This window comes from Oceanobacillus sojae (assembly GCF_900162665.1).
GTDB lineage: Bacteria > Bacillota > Bacilli > Bacillales > Amphibacillaceae > Oceanobacillus > Oceanobacillus sojae_A.
The window spans coordinates 4,726-30,183 of sequence record NZ_LT727803.1; the positions used below are offsets into that span (position 1 = coordinate 4,726).

Consider the following 25,458-nt stretch of genomic DNA (forward strand, 5'->3'; position numbering starts at 1 on the left):
GGCGACAAGTGGCATGCATTTTTAAATGCCATTTCATACATTTTTTACTTGCCAAATACATCTAAATATGGAGAATACCTCAGCTTATTTAAAGACACGTAAAAAAACACAAGACTTAATCATTACTTCTATGCTAATCGCACTCATTTTTATTTCTACCGCATTTCTAAATTTCCGACTGCCGATTGCTGCAAATGGAGGGCTAGTACATATGGGTACAGCGATGCTTTTTATTGCCTCTATTTTATTCGGACCAAAAAAAGGTGCTTTGGCCGGAGCAATCGGAATGGGTTTATTTGATATGATCGGGGGCTGGCTATTGTGGACTCCTATAACAATTATAGCACGCGGGCTGCAAGGGTACATCGTTGGTAAAATTGCCTGGTTTCAAGGCCGCAAAGGGAATAGCATCACTTTAAACATGACAGCGACCATTGTTTCTGTTCCATTTATGATTGCTATTTATTACATTGGTGAATCCATTATATACGGAAACTGGATTACACCACTGGCTTCTATACCCGGGGATGTAGTCCAAAGTGTCCTGGGCATTTTGATAGCTATCCCAATTTGCGTTGCTTTAAAAAAGGTTTCCTATTTTAAATAAATCAAAGAGGCTGCTGCACAATCAGGTAATCGATTGTGCAGCAGCCCCTTTTTACTATTAAAATGAAAGCTTTCACGAAAGAAACTCCTGCGCAAATTACTGCCTTGCCTTCTGCAGCTTCGTCATGATTTGATTAATAACCTGGGAAAACATTAAACCGATCGCGATGCCTCCAGCCAGCAGCATCACCTGGGCAGAGAGCTGAATAGCTGTATTATAATCATTCTCCACAAAGTTCCGCATGGCATTATAGGCAACACCGCCGGGAACAAGCGGGATAATGCCGGATACGGTGAATATAATAATCGGACGTTTTAGAATACGTGAACAAACCTGACTGAGAATAGAGACAAGGATTGCTGCGAACGCTGTTGCAGCAACAATGTCTACCTGATGATTCGTCAGGGTATAAAAGAAAATCCAGCCGATCATACCGACAAGACCGCATGGAATTAATGATTTTTTAGGTGCATTAAATAATACGCCGAAGCCTGCAGATGCAATAAAACTGGCAGCAAGCTGTATAATTATCTCTAACATTCCACTCCATCCTCCATTCGATAGGCTGCCAAAAAATTTTGAACACCCTCTTAAACCGGGAAGAACCCATAAACAATCGCAATCCCTGCCCCGATTGCCACCGCAGTAAGCAAGGACTCAATTCCCTTAGAAACACCGGAAACAAGGTGGCCGGCCATTAAATCACGGATGGCGTTGGTGATAGGAAGCCCGGGAACAAGAGGCATCACAGCACCGATAATAATCATTTCCAGACTGCCGCCGAATCCCAACGAAAAACATGATAAGGCTATTAAGCCGACAAACGATGCTCCAAAAAATTCTGCCAGAAAACGAATTTCAATCATTTTATCAAAAAGAATCATTGTCAGATAGCCGATTCCCCCGGCAAGACAAGCCGGCAGAAAATCAGGCCAGATACCGCCGAACATCAAGGAAAAGCATCCACTGACCAGTGCTGCCGCCAGAACCTGAAAGCTTAAGGAAAAAGTCGGCACATGTTTTTCTAAGGTTTTCAGCTTATCATAGGCAGTAGAAAGCGGCATTTGCTCGGCAACAATTTCCCGTGAAAGCTGATTAACCTCATCTATTTTATGCAGGTCTGTAGCCCGCTTGGTAATCCGTAAGAAATAACTGCTTGATGTATAATCCAGTGAGAAGTGTAAACCGGTCAGGGTAGCATAGCTTTGAGGATTTTCTATACCATAACACCGTGCAATCCGGTCCATCGTATCCTCCACCCGATAAGTCTCAGCTCCAGAAGCCAGCATAATTTTCCCGGCCAGTAAACATATTTTTTCTACTGTGACAGACGGCTTACGCAAAACATAACCTCCATTTCCGAATCAGAACGATAACATTCTATATTATAAGTAAATAAAGCAGCGAAAGAAAGCCATAAACCTGAAATTACTAAGATTATCTGAAGTTTTTCAGCACAGCAGAAGAAGCAGACAAAAAATCCTGATGAAATATACACCAGGATTAATTTACCGAGAGAATGATAAAAATAATTGCAATAAAAGGAATCGAGTTTGCTAAAGCAATCGTAAGAAATATCAGTGTTTGAATACGCTGTTTCATATCCTGTTCGACATTACCTGCAGGCGAGCGCTGAGAGAAAACATAAAACATATTAAAAATAATTAAAATGACAATAATGGCAATAGGAACATAGGCATCAGCCATTTCCAGCTGTTCTCCCTGCAGAAAGACAAAGCCGAGTATAACCAGGATGATAGGTAAAAATTCTACGAGAGCAACCTTCGTGAAAAAGCCCGACATATACTGCTGGACCTTTTCTGGCTCGGTCAGCATATTGTCCACGGTGGAACGGAATATACGAATTATTCCCAGCACAGCGATAACAGCTGCTAATACAAAAATATACAAATACAAGCTGGAGCACCTCCTTTTCAAGAGACTGATTAATAATGAATGTACCATAACTTTATCCTCAATAAAAGCTTCCCTTTACCTATTTTTGCCTGCAAAGAAGCCCGCCATGAAAGTTTCCCGAAGAATAATCGGATAAATCATTGCGCAATCTAGGAAGAGTCTTATATAATTTAAAGAAGTTAGCAGGAAATAATGTCGAAAAAAGCAATGTAATGGAAATGGAATAGGGAGCTTACCCTGTTCTCTTTCCTGCTGTCAGCTAAATGAAAGCTGGACGCAAGCGAATTGTAATACCTAGGAGAATACTATGTTTAACTATATGGATTTAACAATAGCCTTTCTTATTTCTGCGATTACGGCATTACTGGTTACCTACCCGGTAAAGAAGCTGGCAGTGAAAATGGGAGTAATGGATAAACCGAATCATCGGAAAATACATCAGAAAGCAACACCGAGATTAGGCGGATTAGCTATTTTTATAGGTGCTTTGTTCGGGATGCTTTACCTGCAGCCCAGACACATCTATGTGGATGAAATTCTAATCGGCTCTATTATCATTCTGATTACCGGAGCGCTTGATGATAAGTATACGATACGCCCTCTTATTAAATTATCAGGACAGGTTATTGCTGCGAGTCTGCTTATTTATGCAGGCCTGGTAATTGAACGTATCACGATTCCGCTTCTGGGAGTCGTTGAGCTGGGCTTTTTAGGCCCTGTACTTACCTTCTTCTGGATTATCGGAATTACCAATGCCATTAATTTAATTGATGGATTAGACGGGCTGGCCACAGGGGTCACAACCATTGCTATGATCAGTATCTTCGCCATGGCGCTTGTCGATTATCAGGTTCTGGTTGCTTATTTATGTATTACCTTTATCGGAGCAAATATCGGCTTTTTATATCATAATTTTTACCCCGCCAAGATATATATGGGGGACACCGGCTCGAATTTGCTGGGGTATATTGTGGCGATCATTTCAATTTTAGGTTTGTTTAAAAATATTACCTTCTTCAGTTTTATTATTCCAGTTGTGATTCTGGCTGTACCTATCTTTGACACACTGGTTGCGATGATTCGGCGCATGTACAATAAGGAAAGCATTATGACAGCAGACCGCCGTCATATTCATTACCAGCTGATTGATGCCGGCTACAGCCATCAAAAAACAGTTGTAATCATTTATCTGTTCAGTGCATTATTCGGGATAATAGGCATCCTCTTTTCAGAAGCTGATTTAACGATTTCTTTATTCTTTACAGCTGTGATGATAATTCTTCTACATATTTTTGCCGAGCTGGCCGGCCTTGTTATGGGAGGTAAAAGGCCGGTAGTAACCATGCTCCGCCGGGTGAAGGCATTTATATTTAAACCGTTTAAAAAAAGAAAGAAATCAAGAAAAAGCAGTGATTGAGGTCACTGCTTTTTTTTGATTTCTGCCATAGCATAAAAGTATGTCAATTCTATTTGCTGAATGAAGCTTGTTCTATAAGCTCCAGTAATTAAAGCCTTCTGCCTCTAAAGCTTTCCTGCCGTACACACCCTTGATGTCGATAAATACTTTATCCTCTGTCCTGTACATTGACAAGAAGTCACTTGCGCGGTATTCGTTATATTCCTCATGTGGTACAGCTAAAACTACTGCATCCAATTCTTTTAATTCATTATCTTGAACCAATTCGAATCCGAAAACCTCCTTCACTTCTTCAGGGGACGCTTTTGGATCATGAACGAGAACATCAACACCATATTCTGTCAGTTCATCGACAATATCATTCACTTTCGTATTGCGAACATCCGCAACATTTTCTTTAAATGTCAACCCAAGAATGGCAACACGAGCACCATTAATTTGAAGCTTCGACTTTATCATTTTCTTAATAATGTTACTTGCGATATATCTGCCCATATCATCATTAATTTTTCTTCCAGCCAAAATAATCTGAGAATGGTAACCAAGCTGCTCTGCTTTATAGGTGAAATAATATGGGTCCACACCGATGCAGTGCCCGCCCACAAGACCGGGAGTAAATTTCAAAAAGTTCCATTTGGTACCGGCAGCTTCCAAAACAGCCTTTGTATCAATATCCATCTTATTAAAGACCATGGAAAGCTCATTCATAAAAGCAATATTAATATCACGCTGTGAATTTTCTATTACCTTCGCAGCTTCAGCAACCTTAATAGATTGTGCTTCAAATATACCACCCCGAATGATGGAACCATATAAAGCGGAAATTTCTTTTAAAGCCTCTTCATCAGAACCGGATACTATTTTCTGAATAGTAACAAGTGTGTTCACCTTATCACCTGGATTAATCCGTTCTGGAGAATACCCCACTTTGAAATCTTTTCCATATTCCAAATGAGAATTTTCTTCTAAAATAGGAATACATACCTCTTCTGTTGTTCCAGGATATACTGTTGATTCATAGACAACAATAGAGCCTTCAGAGAGGTGCTTCCCGACAATTTCACTTGCTGAAATTACAGGATTTAGGTTCGGCGTTTTATCTGAATTAATCGGAGTAGGCACAGCAACAATATGAAATTTACAATCGCTGATATCACTTGGAGCACTTGTTAATACCAAGGAAGAATCTTTTAAAGCCTCATTGCCGACTTCATCTGTTACATCAATACCTTTTCGATATTGTGCTATCTTTGCTTCATTAAGGTCAAAACCGACAACATCATACTCTTTTGCTAATTCCACTGCTAGTGGCAAACCTACATAACCCAGACCAATGACGGAAATCTTCGCATTTTTATCTTGAATTTGTTGAAATAGATTCATTTATTTAGCCTGCCTTTTTCAAATATAAATTCCTATAATATCTTACTTGTTCAATATTATACATTTATCTATTTTAGATGTATAGTGATTGGTAGATAAACTTATTTTATCCAACTATATGGAAGTATACCATGAATATCAATAAAACATACTGGAGGCGAATTGTATGACAGTCAAAAAAGCTATTATTCCTGCAGCGGGTTTAGGAACAAGATTCTTGCCAGCAACAAAGGCACAGCCAAAAGAAATGCTTCCAATTGTAGATAAGCCGACGATTCAATATATTATTGAGGAAGCGGTAGCCTCGGGAATCGAAGACATCATTATTATTTCCGGGAGAGGCAAGCGTGCCATAGAAGATCATTTTGATAAATCATATGAACTTGAAGAAAAATTAGAGCAGAAACAAGATTTGAAAACATTAGAAGAGGTTAGAAGTATCTCTAAGTTAGCGAATATTCATTATATCCGCCAAAAAGAACCACTTGGTCTTGGTCATGCGATTGGGTGTGCAAGCTCATTTATAGGAAATGATCCGTTCGCTGTCTTACTTGGTGATGATATTGTGGTGTCAGAAAAACCATGTTTGAAGCAGCTGATTGATGTCTATGAGAAATATCACACAGCTGTTATCGGAGCGCATTCTGTTCCGTGGGAAAACGTATCAAAGTACGGAATAATTGACCCTAAAAACAAGGAACAAATGGGAGACAGAACTAGTTTTGTACATGACCTTGTTGAAAAACCCAACGCAGAGGAAGCACCGTCCAACTTAGCTATTATGGGAAGATATATTCTGACACCAGAAATCTTCTCGATTTTAGAAACATTGGCACCTGGAAAGGATAATGAAATTCAACTGACAGATGCATTAAAGCAGCTTAATCAGAAGCAGGAAGTTGTAGCATATAATTTTGAAGGCAGGAGGTATGATGTAGGCAATAAATTTGGCTTTATCGAAGCAACGATAGATTTTGCGCTTGATAGGCCAGATCTAAAAACAAGTGTATTGGAATATATGAAAGCAAGAATAGAGGAAGAAGAAAAGTAAAAGGTGAATGCAGGCTGGATGGAAGTCTGCATTTTTGTTTTTTTGCGTATATAGTATTTGATATTTTCAAAATGCCCATTTCCAACTGTGTTAGTTTCCAATAATAAAGGTATATTTCGTTAGAACATGAGTATGAAAGGCAGAGATAGGAACAGTTAAAACCTGAGTAACGAAGGTCTAAAGCTCGATGAAGCCCTATGGCAATTAAGAGCTGCACATGTTATCCTTGGAAAATAATTCAACAAGCTATCATTTCTAATGAAACAATGGCCTTCGTTCCTTTGCTTCATTTTTTATATTCTAACAAGTGCCATTAAGCTATTTTTAACAAAACGTTCACTGTCAAAAATGTATTTATTTTTGCCTCTATGTTATAATTTTTCTGGGTAAAATATCGACAAATTTACTTTGCAGAGGAATGAAAAAAATGGGGGAAAAGAAAAAAATATTTTTCTTTATATATCAGTTGGGATCTGGCGGTGCGGCGAGAACGATGCTTAATCTATTAAATAACATTGACTTAAACCAGTTTGAGCCGACATTGATTACCTTGGATTATGAAGGTGATTATGAAAAATACTTAAAAAAAGAAATCACCTTTATTAAATTGCCGACCAAAAGACTTCGTTCGGGAATTGTTCCATTTTCCAAAATTATAAAAAAGGAAAAGCCCGATATAATTTTTAGTACAATCCCTAACTATAACCTCATTGCAATTGCAGCAAGGCTGCTATCTGGACATAACGCAAAAAATATTGTTCGGGAAGCGGCGTTATTAGGAACAGAAGGAAAATTTAATGTGAACTTGAAGTTATATGGATTAGCCTACCGGTTTTCAAAAAAAGTCGTTGCCCTTTCTGAAGGAGTAAGGCAGAATATCATTCAAAACTACAAAGTAAATCCCAAAAAGGTAAAGGTTATTTATAACCCTGTCGATGTGGAAAATATAGAAACCTTGATGAAACAAGATGACATAGCCAAGGAGTATCAATCTATATTCAATAGCCCAAAAGAAAAAGTGATTATTACAGCAGGGCGTCTGGTAGATGATAAAGACCAGGCGACATTAATCAGTGCTTTTGCTGAATTGCGCAAGAACATCACGGCTAACCTTGTCATCCTTGGTGAGGGAGAGCTGAAAGATAAACTGAAAAAACAAGTAAAGGCATTGGATATGGATAAATATGTATTTTTTGTAGGCTTTCAGAAAAATCCATATGCTTATTTTAACAAGGCGGACATTTTCGTATTATCCTCCAAAAGGGAAGGTTTCGGACATGTGCTGACAGAAGCGCTTGCTACCAGGATACCTATTATCTCTACAGATGCCAAACCAGGTGCAGCAGAAGTTCTGGACAATGGTAAATATGGCGTGATTATACCAGTAGGAGATTCAAGTACACTTGCTGGACAAATGGAAGAGGTTTTAAATTGGAATGACGAAAAAAAAAGCCAAGTAACGGAAAAAGGATGGGAAAGAGCAGTATCCTTCCGTGCAGAGAAGATTGTCAAAGAATATGAGAAGCTCTTTAATCAAACGATTGATCAACAACGATGAATAACAAATAGAGAGGACAGCTCAAATGAATGAAAAGAAACGTGTTGTTCATTTAACAACAGTACATCATCCTCATGATCCAAGAATTTATCATAAGGAATGTAAATCATTAAAAAAAGCTGGATTCGACGTATATTTAATTGCCAAAGAAACAGAAGCTGGTATGGACAGTGAGAGTGGAATCAAGCATATCCCGATTATAGATTATACAAGCAGATTGGAACGTATGACCAAAGGTGCCTGGATGCTTTATAAGCAGGCGAAAAAATTAAATGCTGATGTTTATCATTTTCATGATCCGGAGCTGCTGCCAGTCGGGTGGCTGCTTAAAAACAGCCGGAATCATGTAATATATGATATTCATGAAGATTACATCACCAGCATGCTGCAAAAAGAATATTTACCAAAAACTATCCGCAAATTTGTTGCGAAAGCATATAAAAAAGTGGAGCAGTTTTTCACAAAGAAGATGGAATTAATCCTTGCTGAGAAATATTATAAGGATATTTATCCAGATGGAGATTGCGTTTTAAATTACCCAATGGTAAATACTGCATTTTTAGAGCATCAGCGTGAAGGTGAAATAGAAGATAAATTAATATACACTGGCAATGTAACAGATGTGCGCGGTGCATTTCTGCATGCAAAGCTTCCTTTAATAGATAAGAAAATCACAATGAATTATATTGGTAAGTGTTCAACAGAGTTTGCAGTTGAAATTTATCGTATTGCCAAAAATCAATCAGACCGAATTTATATCAAAGGTGTAGATCAATATATCCCTAAAGAAGAAATTGAACAAGCCTATCTGGAGCATAATTGGTTGGCAGGGGTTGCGATTTTTCCAAAAACAGAGCATTATATGAAGAAAGAATTAACCAAATTCTTTGAGTATATGAATGCCGGCATTCCGATTATTTGTTCTGACTTCCCTGTTTGGAAGAGGTTTATTGAAATGTACCAATGCGGTATCACGGTAAATCCGCACAATGATCAGGAGATAAAGGACGCGTTGGATTATTTAAGAAATCACCCAGACATCGCAAAACAAATGGGCGAAAACGGGAAAAAAGCTGTCCAGGAACAATTGAATTGGGGTGTGGAGGAAGAGAAACTGATTACCATTTATCATCGTATATTGAATGAACAGGACGAAATGAAGTAGGTGGATGACTTGGAAAATAGAAAACCAATAATTTCTGTGATTACTCCAACGTATAACTCCGAACAATTTATTGCTGAAACCATCAAATCGGTACAGGCACAGACATTTTCGGAATGGGAAATGATAATTGTTGATGATTGCTCGACAGACCGGTCTGCGGAAATTGTAAAAGGCTATGCAGGCAAAGATTCTCGGATTCATTTAACTGTATTAGATACAAATCAAGGCTCAGCTGTTGCCCGCAACACAGCAATGGATCAATCAAAAGGACGTTATATTGCTTTTTTAGACAGCGATGATTTATGGCTGCCTAAAAAATTAGAAAAACAGCTCGCTTTTATGCAGGATAACGGTGTTGCCTTTTCTTTCACACAGTATGTGCGCATGAATGAGGACGGTACAGATACCGGTGCAATCAGCACAGCTCCTGCAACAGTGACGTATGAAGATTTAATGAAACGTTGCGTTATCGGCTGTCTGACAGTAATGTTAGATCGTGAAAGGATAGGAGAACGGCGCATGGTAAATATCCGTACTAGACAAGACTATGCCTTCTGGCTGGAAATCACAAAAAACGGTCATTTTGCTTATGGACTTCCAGAAGTGCTGGCAAGGTATCGTCTAGTCGGCAATTCCATCTCCAGCAACAAGTGGAAAGCAGCAAAAAGAAACTGGTACGTATTCCGGGAAGTGGAGCAACAGACTCTTCCCAAAACAGTATACTACTTTTCCCATTATGTAGCCCGCTCTCTTAGAGATTTATTAAAATGGAATGTGAAGAAGTAGGGAATAATATTTTAGTGTATAATAGCAACTAGGCTCAGGAAACCTTTTAATAGGGAAACTATTGATAAGGAAATGATTGAAAAAGCCACTTCTCATAGGGACAACCATAGTATTATGTCCACGATGGAAAGTGTTGAAATTATTAGGCGGTGTCAAATTATAATGAAAAACTATATACAAGAGATTTTGCGGAGAAAAGACTTACTGTTCTATCTCGTGAAATCCGGATTGAAAGCGGAGCACCGAAACAGCTATCTAGGTTATTTCTGGTGGCTGCTCGATCCGTTATTGAACGTACTCGTATTTTATTTCTTAGTCGTGATTATCTTAGATCGGGGTGGAGAAAATTTTGGTTTATTCCTGGTCGTTGGTTTAGTTGTCTGGAGATGGGTATCCACAAGTATGAATTCAGCATCTAAATCAATTTTAAGGTACAGTTCGATTATTAACCAGGTGTATTTACCGAAATCGTTATTTCCGATATCATTTACGTTGACGCAATTATTTAACTTTGGATTTGGATTAATTGTCATTGCAGGATTTTTGATTGGATATGGTGTTTTTCCGGATTGGCATGTTATCTATTTACCAATTCTTATACTTATACAACTGACATTCCACTTAATGCTGGGACTTGTATTAGGATATGCTACAATATTTGTACGGGATATCGACAATTTGCTTGGTTATGTGACGAGACTTTTTTTCTATGCGTCACCAATTATTTGGGAAGGCGGGCGTTTGCCACCTGAATATAGTTTCTTTGTAGATATTAATCCGATAGCCGTTATGGTAACATCCTACCGTGATATTTTAATGTATCATCAAGCGCCAGATTTTCTGGGCTTAGGCATTATTTTTATTTTCAGTTTAGCGATAAGTGTCTACATGATTTATTATTATAGTAAGAACGAACATAAGATTATTAAAGCATTATAGTCTAAAATCCATGATGCGCTTACAGCATGATGGAATGAATCAAGTACGCAGCATATTGTAAATTTCCCTCTCTCTTTGCAGGGAGAGGTTTCTACAGAATACTGGATTATGACCTCATGGTCCAGATAAATATGCTATCGTACGATAAAAGAGGTTTTATTATGTCAAATCATGATAATGAAAAAAATGATAAACAGTCTAAAGAAGAGGTTGTTGTTTCGAAAAATATATCCGTGTCCTTTCATGATAACCGGCATACCGATGATTTAAAATCTATCCTTACGAACCTTTTCAAAAAGAAAGAAAATAAAAAGAAAAAGGAATTGGTGTGGCCGTTAAAAGATATTACGTTTACCGGTTTTCAAGGAGAGATTTTAGGAATTATAGGTTCAAACGGTGCCGGGAAAACAACGTTGAGCAAGATTATTACCGGAATCCTTGAACAGGATGAAGGAACGATGGAGGTCGACGGGAATGTAACAGCCCTTTTTTCTTTTGGTATGGGCTTTAATAAAGAACTGACAGGCAGAGAAAATGTCTATTTAAATGGAATGATGCTTGGCATTAATAAGCAGTTGATCAATGATTATATTGAAGACATTCATGAATTCTCGGAGATTGGTCAGTTTTTTGATCAGCCGATGAAATATTATTCCAGTGGGATGAAGGCACGGCTTGGCTTCAGTGTCGCATCACACCTTCAGCCGGAAATTCTCATTTTGGATGAGGCGTTGAATACAGGAGACGTGAAATTTGGAAGTAAGGCAGCAGCAAAGCTGAAACAACTGGTTGCGAATGCAAAGATGGTAATTATTGTTACCCACAGTCTACGTTATGCGCAGAAAAACTGCGATCGATTAATCTGGCTGGACAATGGCTATGTCAAAGAAATTGGAGCCCCTAAAACCGTTATTGAGCATTATAAAGAAACGGTTCCTCCCGTAGCACGCCAAAGAAGACAGAAACGCAGTTTAAATGTTACCAAGACAGAAACGAATGTTGGTAAGAAATCGATTGTAAAAGCTGAGAATGCCGGAGTATCTTTCAAACTTCAAAATAAAAAAGAAGACTATTGGGCACTAAGAAATGTCAGCTTTGATATTAAAGAAGGTGAAGTTGTTGGTATTATTGGCCATAATGGAGCGGGTAAAAGTACGCTGTGTAAGACGATTACAAATATCCTGAAGCCCGATGAAGGAACGCTGACGGTAAATGGCCAGACATCTTCTCTGCTTGGTTACGGTACAGGATTTAATGCGCAATTAACAGGAACAGATAACATCTATTTAAATGCGATGCTATTAGGAATTCCGAAAGAACGTGTCGATGAAAAATATGATGAGATTATTGAATTCTCCGGAATTAGAAAAGCAATTGATAAGCCGGTAAAGCATTATTCAGCCGGAATGAAGTCACGCCTTGGTTTTAGTATTGCGGCAATTTTAAAACCGGATGTATTTATTATAGATGAAGCTCTGTCAACAGGAGATCTCGCCTTTCAAGAAAAAGCAAGCGTACGTATCCAGGAGATGATGGAGCACGCAAAAGCCGTTATCATTGTCTCGCATAGTATGGGGTTTGTTGAAAAAGTATGTACGAGGGGCATCTGGATGGAGCAGGGACAGGTTAAATTTGATGGAACCGCAGAAGAAGCTGTCGCTAAATACCGTGAAGCGGTGGGTGTTAAGAAAAAGGCGGTAAAACAAAATAAAAACACTGGGACGGTAAAAGCACAGAAAGCGACGAAAACCGGCCCAAAGCAGGAAGCAGAAAAAAGATTAGTGAAAACAAAAACAACTAAACCCAAAGTACAGGCTAAGAATAAAACCAGCCAGACGAAGACTGTTCCTGAAAAAAAAGAAGCAGTACCGGAAACAGAGTCGATCAGTAATGAACAGCAGAATAAAGATACAGAAAAGCAGGCAGGGCAGATGCAAATATCTGAATTCAGTTCACGTACCGAGAAAAGAGTTCTGTTGAATAAAGAAATGCAAAACGAAGCAGACTCTGAAGAAAAGGAGCTTCCTGTAACGCGTGCAGAAAGAAGAGCATTGCGTCTCAGGAACTTGCGGGAACAGATAGAAAAAGAAGAGAGTCTTCCAAAAACAAGAACAGAAAGAAAAGAGCAACAGAGAAGAAAGCTTCTAAAACAGACAGTAGAAGAGGAAGCAGAGCCTCCGAAAACACGAACAGAGAGAAAAACACTGAACAAATAGCAAGCTTACTGGAAAATGGTGGTGTCATAATGGCAGGAGTTATCAAAAAAATAGTGGCAGAGCCGGTAGATTGGTTTATTTACTCGGTATTAGGGGAGAAGCAGCGAAAATATCTCTTAAATATATTAAATAACCAGCAGAAGGATGCAATTAAGCGTGTTTTGCTTGGAAAAAAAGAAGCAGAGAGACAGCGTCTGAAGCAGATAAAGTATCATTTATACAATCTGGGCTTTATCGAAAAAGGACTGGCAGATTTGGAAGCTTATCTTCAACAGGCAAATGACCCTTATTTAAAAAGAAAAGTAGCCTGGGAAAAGGTTCTTTGGCATGCAAATCAATATAATGAAAAAGATGCGGCGATTGCTTTGAAATATCTTCCTCTTGTGCAAGAAGGAATTCTCCAGCCTGATCAGCAGCGCCGTATTGCTATTATCAAGGCAGAATTACTTGATGAAACCGGTGAAAGTGAAAAAGCAAGACGAGTCCTTTTAAGTGTTTTAAAATCAGCTGAGCATGCAGATACCTATCTTGCTTTAGCGAATTTAGAAACAGATATCAACGATCGATTTGTCTATATTAATAAAGCATTCTCTCTGTATCACTTAGATAACATTGCCACTGACGAAACAGGTCAATATGATAGACTCTATACAATAAAAACACATGAAGATATTGAGGATGCACCGCTTATTTCCGTGATTGTTCCTGCATATAATGCCGGCGATGGGATCAGAGTAGCTATTGAATCTATACTTGAACAAACGTGGCAGCATATCGAATTGATAATTGTCGATGACCATAGCCCGGATAATACCTTAGAGATTGTGCAGGAATATGCAAAGAAGGACAGCCGGATTAAAGTATTGCAGACACCACAAAACAGCGGGCCATATATCGCCCGGAATATTGCATTACAAGCAGCATCCGGAGAGTTTGTAACGGTCAACGATTCAGATGACTGGTCACATGCTTCGAAGCTGGAAATACAAGCAAAACACTTAATGGCAAACAAAGAGGTAGTTGCTAATACCTCAGAGCATGCAAGAATCACAGAAGATATGAAGCTCTACCGCCGGGGAACGCCAGGAAAATATATCTTCCCGAATATGTCATCTATTATGTTCCGCAGAAAGCCTGTATTGGAAAAGGTTGGATACTGGGATAGTGTGCGCTTTGCGGCAGACGGCGAATTTAAACGCAGGTTGTTAAAAAAATTCGGGACAAAAGCCTACGTAGACTTAGCCTCTGGTCCATTATCTCTGCCTAGACAAGCAGTCACCTCCTTAACTGGAAGCTCAGCCTTTGGTTATAACGGCTTTTTTATGGGGGTGCGCAAAGAGTATGTTGAATCGCTGGAAAACTATCATCAAACAACAGATGATTTACGCTATAATTATCCGATGACAATTCGTCCATATCCTGTGCCGGAGCCAATGTGGCCGGTCAGAGAAGAAAAGGCAGACGGCATCCGGAAATTTGACCTGATTATTGCCAGTGATTTCCGTGCGTTTAATGAAGCGGATTGGCAAGTATTTAATGATTGCTTACAAGTACAGGCACACCGAATCGGACTGGTACAAATCAACGCCTATGATTTTGCCTTGCCGAAAAAAATAGAAGAGACCATTCGTCAAAAACTGGATGGGATTCATCTGCAGATGCTTGTATATGGAGAAAAGATAGCTGCTGAAAGAGCGGTATGTATCAAGCCAACAGTTTATCAATATGAACAAAAGTATTTACCAGAATTGACGGTGGAGCAGTTGCAGGTTATTTTGACAGAATCACCCGATAATCAAGCAGCTTTGGATAATGCAGCAACACACATAGAAAATTACTTTGGTCAGCTGGGAATGTGGGTTCCGGCAAATAAACAGGTACTGGAAGATATGAAAGATATAATCCCGGCATCCAATGCAGAACAAGCATATGTAGAACAATTAGGGGAAAAGAGTTGTCTTGAAAATGAAACAGCCAATCGATAAAGCTGCGCTTCACAAACGTCTTCATGATACGGAAGAAGAGCTGGCAGAAAAAAGAAATGAAGAAACAGTATTGAAGGGGACTTATAGAAACTATAAGTCTGCCTTTTTGTATGCCGAATCCTTGAAGCAAAGGGCAACCGATTGGAAAAAAGACAGTATTTCGCTGGTAAAAGCCGTTCCTTCCTATGTACTGGGCCGTAGAAATATAAAAAAACTCTATAGTAAATCCTATAAACAAAAGGATGCAAGTAATCAACTGAAGCCGATTAAAAATTATCTGTATGACCTTGGCTTTGAGGAACATGCTCTGAAAGATTTACAGGAGATTTTATATCATTCCAATAATAAATATCTAATAAAAGCAGCAGCATGGGAGCTGGGTTATTGGTTTGCCAATAAACTGACTTCAAACAGCGCTGAACAAGCAATTATTTATTTGGAATTGGCGCTTGAGGAAGAGCAGAATATAGACGTGCGCCGTCGTATTATTATTCTGCTTGCCGAAGCTTATAAAATACTGGAACTACATTCAAATGGCATAAAGCTGGTAAAGGAAGCACTAAAAGTCGAGAAGCACCCTGATTTATTACTGGCACTGGCCAATCTGTGTACAGAGCAGGATGATCGTCTTTTTTGGATAAATGAAATGCTGCAATCCTATCAGCTGGAGCCTATCTATATCAATAGCGAAATTCATGGGGAGCATCCTTATGATAGGCTGGATACAAACCCGATTCAGATAAAAGGTGAGCAGAATGAACAGCCTAAAATCACGGTAATCATTCCCGCATTTAATTCGGAATCGGGCATTTCTGTTGCACTAAGGTCCTTAACAAAGCAAACCTGGACTAATCTTGAAATCATTGTAGTAGATGACTGCAGTTCAGACAATACGAGAGCTGTTGTTAAAGAGTGGATGGAAAAAGATAATCGGATTAGACTCATGCAGACAGAAACAAACTCCGGCCCATATAAAGCTAGAAATATAGCGTTTAAACAAGCCACTGGAGAATTTATAACCATTAATGATGCCGATGATTGGTCACATCCGGAAAAGTTAGAAGTTCAGGCACGTCATCTGGTGGAAAATCCTTCAGTTATCGCTAATACTTCTGAGCATGCGAGATTGACTGAGGATTTATATTTATACCGCAGAGGAATGCCTGGGAAATATATTTTTTCAAATATGTCCTCTATTATGTTTCAAAGGCTTCCAGTTTTAGAGAAAGTCGGCTATTGGGATGAGGTGCGTTTTGCCGCAGATAGTGAATTTAAAAAGCGGTTAGCGCTTGTCTTTGGAGGAGAGCAGGTAAAAGATTTAGCAACAGGACCACTATCCTTCCCGATGCAATCATCAGGCTCATTAACGGGTAATTCCTCCTTTGGATATAACGGCTTTCTTATGGGGGCGCGTAAGGAATATGCAGAAGCGCATAACCGGATGCATCAGCAAACACGAGATTTATATTCCCCGTACCAGCTGAAAGAGCGCAGGTTTGCTGTGCCAAAACCAATGCTCGATAAGAATACCCTGAATCAGGTGGATGTGGCTTATATAGCAGATTTTCGTCAATACGATAGTGAGATATGGAAGGAAATTCGTCTGTTAAAGGAAAAAGGGCTTACTGTTGGTCTGATACAGCGTGGTATATATGATTTGAAGCAATCAAAGTTTATTCATCAAAAGGTACGAGACAATATTGATGGTGAACATGTGAAAATGCTTGTCTATGGAGAAAAAGTGCAAGCTAAGCTGACCATTATCAAAAATCCGCTTATTTTCCAGGACAAACAGCGCTATCTGCCTGAGCTGCAGACAACTGCTGCTAAGGTAATTATAAATAAAGTACCAAAGAAAAAGAATTCTATATATAATATGCGGCGTTGCGCTATAAATTTGCATCGTTATGTAGGAGATATAGCAGTATGGTATCCTTTCAATCAGGAAATAAGAGAGCAGCTGATTGAGGAACAAAGCCATACTTTACGGTATTATCCGATGGCAGTATCCAATTGGACAAAGGAAGAACAGTTGTTCATCGATATGCTGCAAGACAGTTTTGTCATTTCAGCTAAGCTGGAGGAAGGAGGAAATGAAGATGTCAGAAGATAAATCCTACGAGGAAATGATTGATCAGCTAATCGAGAAAGAAGCCCAATTAGAGTATACAAAAGCCAGTATTACACAGACTGATAAGCAAATTAAGAAAATCATGAAAAGCAATACGTATCAGAAGACAGCTTCTTTAAGAAAGCTCCTTCCTTCCGGGAAAGAAAAGGATAATTATATAACCTATTTACAGGAACAGCTCCTTCACTATCAATCAGAAACCGTTTTGTTGAGAGAGAAGCTATTCGAAGCAGAGAAAGCTCTGAAGCAATATGATTATGATTCTCTCTGGAGATATATGAAAGAAAAGAAAGACAAAGGAAAAATCATAACGGAATTAGATAAACGTATTGAGCAGAAAAGGCTGGCAGACCATAATTTCAGGAATTTACTGGAGGCAGCCGCGCGCCAGTTTCAGCAGGAAGAAACAGCATTTAAACAGCGTATTTTCACCAAAGTATTAGCAGGTGTGAAAGAACATGCCTCTGAATTTATGGCACGAGCAGGGCTCACAAAAGATGCGATCAGTTTAGCAGATGTTGCTTCCTACCGCTCCTGCATGAATATGCGTGTCAGACAATATCAGCTTTTAGGTACACTCCCAGAATACGAATTAGATGATAAACAAACGGCCTACCGTTTTATAAAAAAACAATCGATACGAATTCCTGACAGCCCAGAGGAGATATACACGATTGAGACGCTGCCAGAGAAGGAAAATATCGTCATCAAGCCTGCTGAAGGTGCGGGAGGCCGGGGAGTTTACATTGTATATGCATCTAGTGATATAATAAGTGTAAAGACAGGAGAAAAATTATCTAACTGGTCTTTATTAAAGCATCGTATGGAAAAGGACTTGCTGGAAAATAAAGTAGAACAGGACGCTTGGCGCATTGAGGAATTAATCCTTGAAGATGCTGCAAATAAAGTATCTGGACGTGATGTGAAGTTTTATTGTTTTTATGGCAAGACAGGAGTTATCCTTGAAATTATCCGGACGCCGGAAATAAAATATTGCTGGTGGAACGGAAAAGGGGAGCGGATTCAGACAGGAAAATATGATGACAAAGCCTTTGAAGGTCTAGGAGTCTTGCAAGAAGAAATAGAAATGGCTGAGCGAATCAGCAAGATGATTCCCAGTCCATTTATGAGAATTGATTTTTTAAGGTCTGAAGATGGACTGGTTTTTGGAGAATTTACACCAAAACCAGGGAACTATGATGAATTTAATGATAATATAGACACATATTTAGGGAATTTATTTATTGAAGCTCAAGGTAAATTAGATAAGGATTTGCTTCAAGGAAAATCATTTGAGATATTTAAAGAAGAGTAGAATAAGAACAACGTATTAAAATGGATTAATCAGGAGGATCAGGCATGAGTGAGAATAATGCTGAGTGGCTATCGCATTTGTCATCAGAAGTTATTTCTGATGTACACGGAAGTTTATTAGATGCATACGTAATTGCGCTGGAAGGCTGGAGAAGAGGTCTGAAATTAAGATGGCACGTCGAAAATTCAGAGAAATTCAGTGAAATGGTTACTTGGTTTACAGAAAGGCCTGGACAATTATTTTCACTAAGTTCAGAAAACATCACACATTATTTCTTCCGTTCTAGAGGAGATAAAGTAACCAATGAAGCTGTATATATCGGAAAAGACAAAGGAAACACCAAGAGTCATTTAAGTGAACATGATGTAGCTGTGCCAAACGGAAAAGTATTCACCAGTGATCAAACAAAGGAAGAAGTACTTGATTACAGTAAAAAATTAGGGTTTCCGATAGTTCTGAAACCAAAGGACGGCAGCTTTGGCCGTGGCGTCTTTGTGAATATTACGAGCATGGAAGAGTTAGAAGCCTGCTATGATTATACAAAAGAATTTGGAGCAACAGACGAGATTATTGTCGAGAAATATATCTCCGGAAATGATTATCGCTTATATGTTGTTGGAGATGAAGTTGTCGGAGCGATGCATCGCCAGCCTCCTAATGTTATCGGAGATGGTGTCCATAGCATTGAACAGCTGGTTGAATTAAAAAATGCAGAGAGAGAGAAAAATCCGCGTTTAGTGAGCTGTCCAATTATCTTGAATGATGAATTAACAGATTATATTTCAAGAAATGGTCATATGCTTTCAACGATTCCTGATAAAGATGAGCTTATCTATTTAAATTTCAAAGGAAATATTTCACTTGGCGGCGATCCGATTGATGTATTAGATACGCTTTCTGAAGAAGTAAAGAATACAGCTGTGCAGGCGCTCCGGGCTATTGCTGGTCTAACGCATGGAGCGGTTGATATTATTATTAGCGAGGCAGATAATAAGCCATATGTATTAGAACTGAACCCTACTGCCCAGCTGGGCGGATTATTATATCCAATAAAGGGAAAATCAAGAGATATTCCCAAAGCAATTATTGATTTTTATTTCCCTGAAACAAAAGGGAATAATGTTGCACAAATTAATACATTCTTTGACTTTCATGATGTCCTGGACCCTCTTCAGAATCGTGACGCAACGGTGACAACTGTTACACCTTGCCCGCAGGAGAAGATTTATATGAAGAAATATATTGTCATCGGCGATGTATTAGATATCGGTTATCATCGTGGACTTCGTAAACAGGCCTTTGAACGAGAGCTTCATGGATATATTATGACGAAGGAAATCGGCGATATTGAAATTGTCGTTGGCGGCACAGATCCAGAAATGGTAGAGGATTTTAAAAATGGTATCTGGGAAGATGAGGAAAGAGCGACTGTTATTGAAGTTCTAGAGGAAGACGTAGACGAAGCTATTAAAGTAGGATTTGAAATAAAAACAGATTTAAAAACACAAATAGAAGAATTGAAATGGTACAAGCGTGAATTGGAAGAAACCGAGCTGGCATTAAAAAAAGCGGAATTAAAGCGGAGAAAGTACTATGAAAGCCTCTCTTGGAAGGCAACATCACCAATCCGGGCAGTTGGTTCCATCTTCAAGAAATTTAAGGGATAATGCTGAAAGAAGCTAACAGGAGGATATGATTATGAAGGACAATCAATTAGGAATAAGTCTTCCACATTTGAATAATGACATTGTAAGAAATGCAAGAAAAACACGTTTATGTGCATTTTCTGTTGCGATAGAAGGCTGGAGAAGAGGTCTGAAGTTAAAATGGTACACAAAGGATTCCGAGCACTTTCAGAATATGATTATTTTTGGAGTGAACCCGCCTGGACGTTTATTCTCATTAACCTCAGAGAAACAGACACATTATTTCTTTAGGACAAGAGGAGATCTGGTTTCCAGTGAAGCAGTAGAAATTGGTTCTGAGAAAGATGATACTAAAATCTATCTTAGCAAAGCAGGTGTCCCTGTGCCTAAGGGAAAAGGCTTTGAAGCAGATGCAACGAATGAAGAAATTATAGAGTTTGCAGATATAATCGGCTTTCCGCTTGTTCTAAAACCAACCAATGCCAGCTTAGGAAACGGCGTAGTAACCAATATTAAAAATCAGGAACAATTAATCAAGGCGATTCACTATGTCCGCCGGGAATTAGAATATGAAGAAGTCGTACTTGAGCAATATGTCAGTGGGAAGGAATACCGTGTTTATGTAGTAGGCGATGAAGTAGTCGCAGCATATAACCGTGTTCCTGCAAACATTATGGGAGACGGCGAGCATACTATCGAAGAATTAATTGATATTAAAAACGCCGTCCGAAGAAAGAATGCACGTCTTAACAGCTGCTTAATTCATATGGATGTAGAAATTCTGGAATTTATTCAGGAAGCTGGCTATACACTGGAGAGTGTCCCGGAAAAGGGGAAAGTAATTTATCTGCGTGAAAAAACAAATGTATCTTCAGGCGGAGACCCGGTTGATGTTACAGATACACTGCCGGAAGAGTATAAGAAAATTGCTATTAATGCATTAAAAGCAGTAGACAATTTCCCACATGGCGGGGTAGATATTATTGTCAATGATCGGAGCGATGTAAAAGGTGAAGCTGTAGTTATTGAATTAAATCCTACGGCGCAAATAGGCGGAGCGCTTTTCCCAATTGAAGGAAAAGCAAGAGACATCCCTAAGGCAATTGTTGATTATTATTTTCCAGAAACAAAAGGAAGAGTAGATACCACAAAATCAAGAGTTTCCTTTGATTTAATTAATGTATTAGAACCTCTTGAAAATAGAGCAGCATTAGAAGTAGAAGTTGCTCCGGCACCAATTGGGGAACTATATATTCGGAAATATATCGTGAACGGGAATGTGCAGCGGTATAATTATCATAAATGGCTGAAGAAACAGGCACTTGCTCAAAACCTGCACGGTTATGTGAAAAGCGTTGTTTTTGATGAAATTGAAGTCGTTGTTGCAGGAACGGATAATAAAGCAGTAGAAGACTTTAAAGAAGTGATTAAAGGCTACCAACAAGGTTCAGAAGTAACCCGTATCAAAGAAGAAGACTATGAAGGGGTTATAGCGGTAGGCTTTGAAATTTCTGAGAAATATAATACAGGGAATATAAAATCCGTACAGCATGCTTTAAGACGAATGGATAAAGATCTGCAAACTTATAGAAAGAAAAAGGATAGAGCAGAGAAGGATTTAAAACATATTTTAAATAGTACTTCCTGGAAGGTAACAGAGTCTGTACGTAAGTTTGGGTCGAAGGTGAAGAATAAAAAGTAAAAGGTAACGTATTTTAAAATGGAACTAATTATAATTATCTAAGGAGGTTTATTAATGTCAGAAATAAAATTAGTGGCAACGGGAGATGTTTTGCTACACGGGAGGGTAATGGAATTAAGCAAATTAAATAATAAATATGATTTTAAAGACAAACTTGCTCCAGCTAAAAAGCTATTATCATCAGGGGATATTTCAGTTGTTAATTTAGAAGCTATTGTCGCTGGGGAAGAGATGGGGCTTTCTTCTTTCCCTAAATTTAATAATCCTATAGAATTAGCTGGGAATTTAAAAGAATTCGGTGCTACTATTGTAACGAATGCCAATAACCACAGTCTTGATTTTGGGGAGAAGGGTGCCCTTAAATCTATAGAAAATATAGAGAAGGTTGGCTTAACATATGTTGGATCATATAAATCAAAAGAGGATCAAGAAACATTTAGAGTTATAGAGGAGAATGGGATAAAGTGTTTGTTTCTAGCTTACACTGCAACTAGTGTAGGAGAGAAGCCTCCAAAGGGCAAAGAATATCTTTTAAATCAAATCCCTAAAGCATCTGCAAGGAAAATTAGACAAGATATCGAAAGAGCAAAAAAAGAGATCAAACCAGACGTAGTTATAGTTTCTGCACATTTTGGAACAGAATATTCATTAATGCCTGCTTCTTATCAAATGGAATTAGCAAGATCCATTTCGGATTCAGGAGCAGATATAATCTTAGGGAGTCACCCCCATGTGTTACAACCTGCACAGTGGATAACTAATTCTAGAGGTAAAAAAACATTCGTTTTTTATTCATTAGGCAATTTTTATAGTGGACAAAAAGGCCTTTATAGACAAATTGGTGGTGCTTTGAATTTAAACATAAGAAAGGATAGTAAAGGAAAGATAACTATAGAAAAACCAACTTTTGATTTAACTTTTGTTGATGCGAAAAAGAGTAAAAACTTTCAAATGCATTTGTTAAGAGAATATATAGAAAGAAATCCATATATCAAAACTGAGCATGATACATTTGAAAGTTTAGAAGTATATGGTGATTTAAGTAATAGGTTAACGCAGTGGATGCCAGAGTTAAAAGTAAGATAGCAAAAGTATCTAACAAAAACCGTAAAAATCACATAATATGGATTTTTACGGTTTTTAGATATTAGTTTGATTCAAAAATAGTATTTATCAATAGTAAAAATTATTTTTTCAATTTTTTCGTTATAATACGAATTGGTTTAGTAATTTTCCAGGAATTACTTGATTCTAGTTGGTCTAACTTTCTTTGTAAATATTTATTTTGTTTTTTTGCAAGCTCTAAAATATTTTTATCAATTTCATTTTTCTTCAATTGTTGCATAGCAAGTTCATAGTCAGATTTTAGCTTTACATAACCTTGCATGTTTTTTTTCATCTGGGTTTCTTCGTTACTATTATTAGAAGAGATTATATGAAAACCATGCATTATTGGTGTAGAGCGTTTCCTTTCTCTTAATTTTGAAGATTGATTTAGTTTTTTTATATAAGTTTCAATATCTTTACGAAATGTGGTTATATTTTTTTTGTTTGATCCAACAATTAGAGATATATTTCCATCATCTAAATGTTTAAGATACCCATTGATATTATTGCTGTATGCCATGCGCCTTACTCGAGTTGCAAATCTATCAGTAAATTTGCAACCACTTATAATATAACGTGTGAGCTGTAGATTCTCAGTTGGTAGAATGGGAATTTGCACTTCTTTTGCATTTCTATTTAAACAAGCATCATAAATAAAATCAAAATCTAAATAGAATTTTAGAGCATTTTCTCGATTATAATTTTTGGTTTCTGGAAAATAGAAATCAATTATGTGAGAAGGAATGTCTCTAGCTTTTCCTTTCATTGGAAATAGATGTTGTGTAATATGAGCTCTAGAATTTAATTCAATAATAACCCCGGTATCATTTTGTTCATCTACCATTATATCAACACCACAATGGGCTAAAGAATTGAATGCATTTGCTCCATCAATAGCAACCTCTTTAATGTTATCAGAAAGATCATCTGTAATATCAATTGAATCCCCACCAGCAGATACATTATTTTTTGATTTTATATATAATATTTCACCTTCTGGAATAACTGAATCCAAATCTAAGTTTTTACGTTTTAAAATATTTCTTACTTCATCATCTACTCTTATTTTCCTGTTTGTAAGAGAAGGCAACATTGAGCGTTCTCTATTCTTTAGATTGATTAATTGTTTAACTGTACTTTTCCCATCTCCAATGACATTTGCTCGAATTCTTTTGATAGCACCTATTACTTCATTATTTAATACATATACTCTATAATCCTCTCCTTTAAAATATTTTTCTAATATAATTCGAGGTGAGTTTAGTTTAAATCTAACATATTCCAGTGCTTCCGTTAGCTCCTCTTCATTTTCAATACCTGCAATGACACCAACTCCCCCAGTTCCGGCTACTGGTTTTACAACCACTGGATAATTGATAGTATTAGCATAATCTATAATTTCTTGATTACTGGAGTCAGCAGAAAATTCTTCTCCTTTTGGAACAGGGACATCATTTTCTTCTAATATTTTTTTTGTAGATACTTTATTTATCACTTGTTTCACTGTCTTTCTAGGTACAAAATCTCCGCGTGTAACACTAAAATGGTGAATATTTTCGCCATTTTTAATTGTATAGTTTGGGGCAAGACTTCCTGAGACAGGTTGTTTTTGGATATTCACAGATACTTCCATTCCTCTTCTCCAGGCTTCTAATATAATGCTATATGTGCTCAACATATAATTATGTGCTTTTTCAGGTATAGGGTGATTTAAACTTTCTAGAAAGCGAGTTTCATTCATAATTAATTCTCCTATCATAAATTAACTAAATTAAATATAATTATAACATGTTTTTCATAACGTATTGTTAATAAATAATCAAAATTGCAATAGTAAATGTAACATTATAGTATGAAATAACTGTATAGTGCTAGAGTTTTAAAAACGCGTTCTTAATGGCTAATATTTAATATTTTCCGCTGATTGACATTCTACCAATTTTCTACCTGCTTAACGTATTCCTTTGAACACATATTCATCACATGTCCGTTTTTGATAAAACTCTAATTAATCGTTGTGTTGCTCATGTCTAGGAGTAAGGATTGGTGATATAGATATCTATTCCTTTTCCTCTCCTCATTAAGCCAGAGTTCACTGAACTCGGAATCATTATTCGTTGTGATACTTTGGGAAGCGCGTTTAAACACTGGAGATTCCTTTAATAATAGTTCTTATGCCATTATTAGTTCTGGTGTTTTTAAGCTTGTATCTGCCTAATGATTTAATAATGTATTTTTCGCTCCGTCATCGTAAGTAATACATCGTTTTGAAGCGATAATAAATCCTCGTATCAATCTTCCAGTGTTCCATCTCTTCCTTTGTATCAACAGATGCTGGACGACTCATTGATGCTTTTTCCAAACAGTTTTTATGTTTTCGATTCGTTTTCTTTTTGGTGGAGTACATATGTAACTGCTAAACTAAAGTAGACCATTATTGCTTGATAAGAATGAACACTTTTCTTGGGGGATAGGCATGTAACAGGCTGTTGCCCCGTAGGGGCGGCAGCCTGTTACATGCTCGCCGTTCCGC

The 25,458-nt window shown here is 37.8% G+C and carries 18 protein-coding genes and 1 pseudogene; 14 read left to right on the forward strand and 5 right to left on the reverse strand.

Annotated elements, in window-relative coordinates; translation table 11 throughout:
* The first annotated feature begins 67 nt into the window (after positions 1-67).
* Positions 68-607: an ECF transporter S component gene (locus BN1068_RS00110; protein WP_077600832.1), complete on the forward strand. Its 540-nt coding sequence runs from the start codon at positions 68-70 to the stop codon at positions 605-607.
* 96 nt (positions 608-703) lie between these two features.
* Here the strand turns inward: BN1068_RS00110 and BN1068_RS00115 are convergent, their stop codons facing one another.
* The 3 genes from BN1068_RS00115 to BN1068_RS00125 all read right to left on the reverse strand — a co-directional run bounded on the left by BN1068_RS00115 (position 704) and on the right by BN1068_RS00125 (position 2,524).
* The gene (locus BN1068_RS00115; protein WP_077600816.1) at positions 704-1,147 is read right to left on the reverse strand and encodes a threonine/serine exporter family protein; all 444 of its coding nucleotides are present in this window, start codon (positions 1,145-1,147) and stop codon (positions 704-706) included.
* 50 nt (positions 1,148-1,197) lie between these two features.
* Complete coding sequence (locus BN1068_RS00120; RefSeq protein WP_077600817.1) at positions 1,198-1,950, reverse strand: threonine/serine exporter family protein; 753 nt, start codon at positions 1,948-1,950, stop codon at positions 1,198-1,200.
* Between the two features lie 160 nt (positions 1,951-2,110).
* Positions 2,111-2,524: a hypothetical protein gene (locus BN1068_RS00125; RefSeq protein WP_077600818.1), complete on the reverse strand. Its 414-nt coding sequence runs from the start codon at positions 2,522-2,524 to the stop codon at positions 2,111-2,113.
* A 307-nt stretch (positions 2,525-2,831) separates the two neighbouring features.
* On the opposite strand from BN1068_RS00125, the gene BN1068_RS00130 reads away from it, so the two are divergent.
* Positions 2,832-3,941, forward strand: coding sequence for a glycosyltransferase family 4 protein (locus BN1068_RS00130; protein WP_077600819.1), 1,110 nt, complete (start codon positions 2,832-2,834; stop codon positions 3,939-3,941).
* Positions 3,942-4,013: 72 nt separating this feature from the next.
* Here BN1068_RS00130 and BN1068_RS00135 read toward each other — a convergent pair whose 3' ends face one another.
* Positions 4,014-5,324, reverse strand: coding sequence for a nucleotide sugar dehydrogenase (locus BN1068_RS00135; protein WP_077600820.1), 1,311 nt, complete (start codon positions 5,322-5,324; stop codon positions 4,014-4,016).
* 166 nt (positions 5,325-5,490) lie between these two features.
* Between BN1068_RS00135 and galU the strand changes: the two genes are divergently transcribed.
* The 12 genes and pseudogenes from galU (at position 5,491) to BN1068_RS00195 (ending at position 22,904) form a co-directional block, all read left to right on the forward strand.
* Positions 5,491-6,375: a UTP--glucose-1-phosphate uridylyltransferase GalU gene (gene galU / locus BN1068_RS00140; RefSeq protein WP_077600821.1), complete on the forward strand. Its 885-nt coding sequence runs from the start codon at positions 5,491-5,493 to the stop codon at positions 6,373-6,375.
* 427 nt (positions 6,376-6,802) lie between these two features.
* Positions 6,803-7,933 (forward strand): glycosyltransferase, encoded by a 1,131-nt coding sequence (locus BN1068_RS00145; protein WP_077600822.1) that lies wholly within the window; start codon positions 6,803-6,805, stop codon positions 7,931-7,933.
* A 25-nt stretch (positions 7,934-7,958) separates the two neighbouring features.
* Entirely contained in the window at positions 7,959-9,098 is a 1,140-nt protein-coding gene (locus BN1068_RS00150; RefSeq protein WP_077600823.1) for a glycosyltransferase, read from the forward strand.
* A 9-nt stretch (positions 9,099-9,107) separates the two neighbouring features.
* Positions 9,108-9,884, forward strand: a complete 777-nt coding sequence (locus BN1068_RS00155) for a glycosyltransferase family 2 protein (protein WP_077600824.1) — start codon at positions 9,108-9,110, stop codon at positions 9,882-9,884.
* Positions 9,885-10,046: 162 nt separating this feature from the next.
* Positions 10,047-10,823: an ABC transporter permease gene (locus tag BN1068_RS00160; RefSeq protein WP_077600825.1), complete on the forward strand. Its 777-nt coding sequence runs from the start codon at positions 10,047-10,049 to the stop codon at positions 10,821-10,823.
* Positions 10,824-10,984: 161 nt separating this feature from the next.
* Positions 10,985-12,529: pseudogene (locus BN1068_RS00165) on the forward strand (ABC transporter ATP-binding protein); the annotation flags it as partial.
* 539 nt (positions 12,530-13,068) lie between these two features.
* Positions 13,069-15,024 carry a glycosyltransferase family 2 protein gene (locus BN1068_RS00170; protein ID WP_077600826.1) on the forward strand — a complete coding sequence of 652 codons (1,956 nt, stop codon included), beginning with the start codon at positions 13,069-13,071 and terminating at the stop codon, positions 15,022-15,024.
* Positions 15,005-17,137: a glycosyltransferase family 2 protein gene (locus BN1068_RS00175; RefSeq protein WP_077600833.1), complete on the forward strand. Its 2,133-nt coding sequence runs from the start codon at positions 15,005-15,007 to the stop codon at positions 17,135-17,137. The genes BN1068_RS00170 and BN1068_RS00175 overlap by 20 nt, the downstream gene beginning before the upstream one ends.
* On the forward strand, positions 17,124-18,470 hold the full coding sequence (locus BN1068_RS00180; protein WP_254846677.1) for an ATP-grasp fold amidoligase family protein: 1,347 nt from the start codon (positions 17,124-17,126) through the stop codon (positions 18,468-18,470). The genes BN1068_RS00175 and BN1068_RS00180 overlap by 14 nt, the downstream gene beginning before the upstream one ends.
* A 44-nt stretch (positions 18,471-18,514) precedes the next feature.
* Positions 18,515-20,137, forward strand: a complete 1,623-nt coding sequence (locus BN1068_RS00185; protein WP_077600828.1) for an acylphosphatase — start codon at positions 18,515-18,517, stop codon at positions 20,135-20,137.
* Between the two features lie 31 nt (positions 20,138-20,168).
* Entirely contained in the window at positions 20,169-21,818 is a 1,650-nt protein-coding gene (locus BN1068_RS00190; RefSeq protein ID WP_077600829.1) for an acylphosphatase, read from the forward strand.
* Positions 21,819-21,872: 54 nt separating this feature from the next.
* Positions 21,873-22,904 (forward strand): CapA family protein, encoded by a 1,032-nt coding sequence (locus BN1068_RS00195; RefSeq protein WP_077600830.1) that lies wholly within the window; start codon positions 21,873-21,875, stop codon positions 22,902-22,904.
* A gap of 100 nt (positions 22,905-23,004) precedes the next feature.
* On the opposite strand, the gene BN1068_RS00200 is transcribed toward BN1068_RS00195, so the two are convergent.
* The gene (locus BN1068_RS00200) at positions 23,005-24,666 is read right to left on the reverse strand and encodes an ATP-binding protein (RefSeq protein ID WP_077600831.1); all 1,662 of its coding nucleotides are present in this window, start codon (positions 24,664-24,666) and stop codon (positions 23,005-23,007) included.
* Between the last annotated feature and the right edge of the window lie 792 nt (positions 24,667-25,458).

What these genes read in the sequence shown, in the direction of transcription:
- BN1068_RS00110 (WP_077600832.1), top strand. Translation starts at nt 68, where the DNA reads ATGGAGAATACCTCAGCTTATTTAAAGACACGTAAAAAAACACAAGAC.
- BN1068_RS00115 (WP_077600816.1), bottom strand. Translation starts at nt 1,147, where the DNA reads ATGTTAGAGATAATTATACAGCTTGCTGCCAGTTTTATTGCATCTGCA.
- BN1068_RS00130 (WP_077600819.1), top strand. Translation starts at nt 2,832, where the DNA reads ATGTTTAACTATATGGATTTAACAATAGCCTTTCTTATTTCTGCGATT.
- BN1068_RS00135 (WP_077600820.1), bottom strand. Translation starts at nt 5,324, where the DNA reads ATGAATCTATTTCAACAAATTCAAGATAAAAATGCGAAGATTTCCGTC.
- galU (WP_077600821.1), top strand. Translation starts at nt 5,491, where the DNA reads ATGACAGTCAAAAAAGCTATTATTCCTGCAGCGGGTTTAGGAACAAGA.
- BN1068_RS00145 (WP_077600822.1), top strand. Translation starts at nt 6,803, where the DNA reads ATGGGGGAAAAGAAAAAAATATTTTTCTTTATATATCAGTTGGGATCT.
- BN1068_RS00150 (WP_077600823.1), top strand. Translation starts at nt 7,959, where the DNA reads ATGAATGAAAAGAAACGTGTTGTTCATTTAACAACAGTACATCATCCT.
- BN1068_RS00160 (WP_077600825.1), top strand. Translation starts at nt 10,047, where the DNA reads ATGAAAAACTATATACAAGAGATTTTGCGGAGAAAAGACTTACTGTTC.
- BN1068_RS00170 (WP_077600826.1), top strand. Translation starts at nt 13,069, where the DNA reads ATGGCAGGAGTTATCAAAAAAATAGTGGCAGAGCCGGTAGATTGGTTT.
- BN1068_RS00175 (WP_077600833.1), top strand. Translation starts at nt 15,005, where the DNA reads ATGAAACAGCCAATCGATAAAGCTGCGCTTCACAAACGTCTTCATGAT.
- BN1068_RS00180 (WP_254846677.1), top strand. Translation starts at nt 17,124, where the DNA reads ATGTCAGAAGATAAATCCTACGAGGAAATGATTGATCAGCTAATCGAG.
- BN1068_RS00185 (WP_077600828.1), top strand. Translation starts at nt 18,515, where the DNA reads ATGAGTGAGAATAATGCTGAGTGGCTATCGCATTTGTCATCAGAAGTT.
- BN1068_RS00190 (WP_077600829.1), top strand. Translation starts at nt 20,169, where the DNA reads ATGAAGGACAATCAATTAGGAATAAGTCTTCCACATTTGAATAATGAC.
- BN1068_RS00195 (WP_077600830.1), top strand. Translation starts at nt 21,873, where the DNA reads ATGTCAGAAATAAAATTAGTGGCAACGGGAGATGTTTTGCTACACGGG.
- BN1068_RS00200 (WP_077600831.1), bottom strand. Translation starts at nt 24,666, where the DNA reads ATGAATGAAACTCGCTTTCTAGAAAGTTTAAATCACCCTATACCTGAA.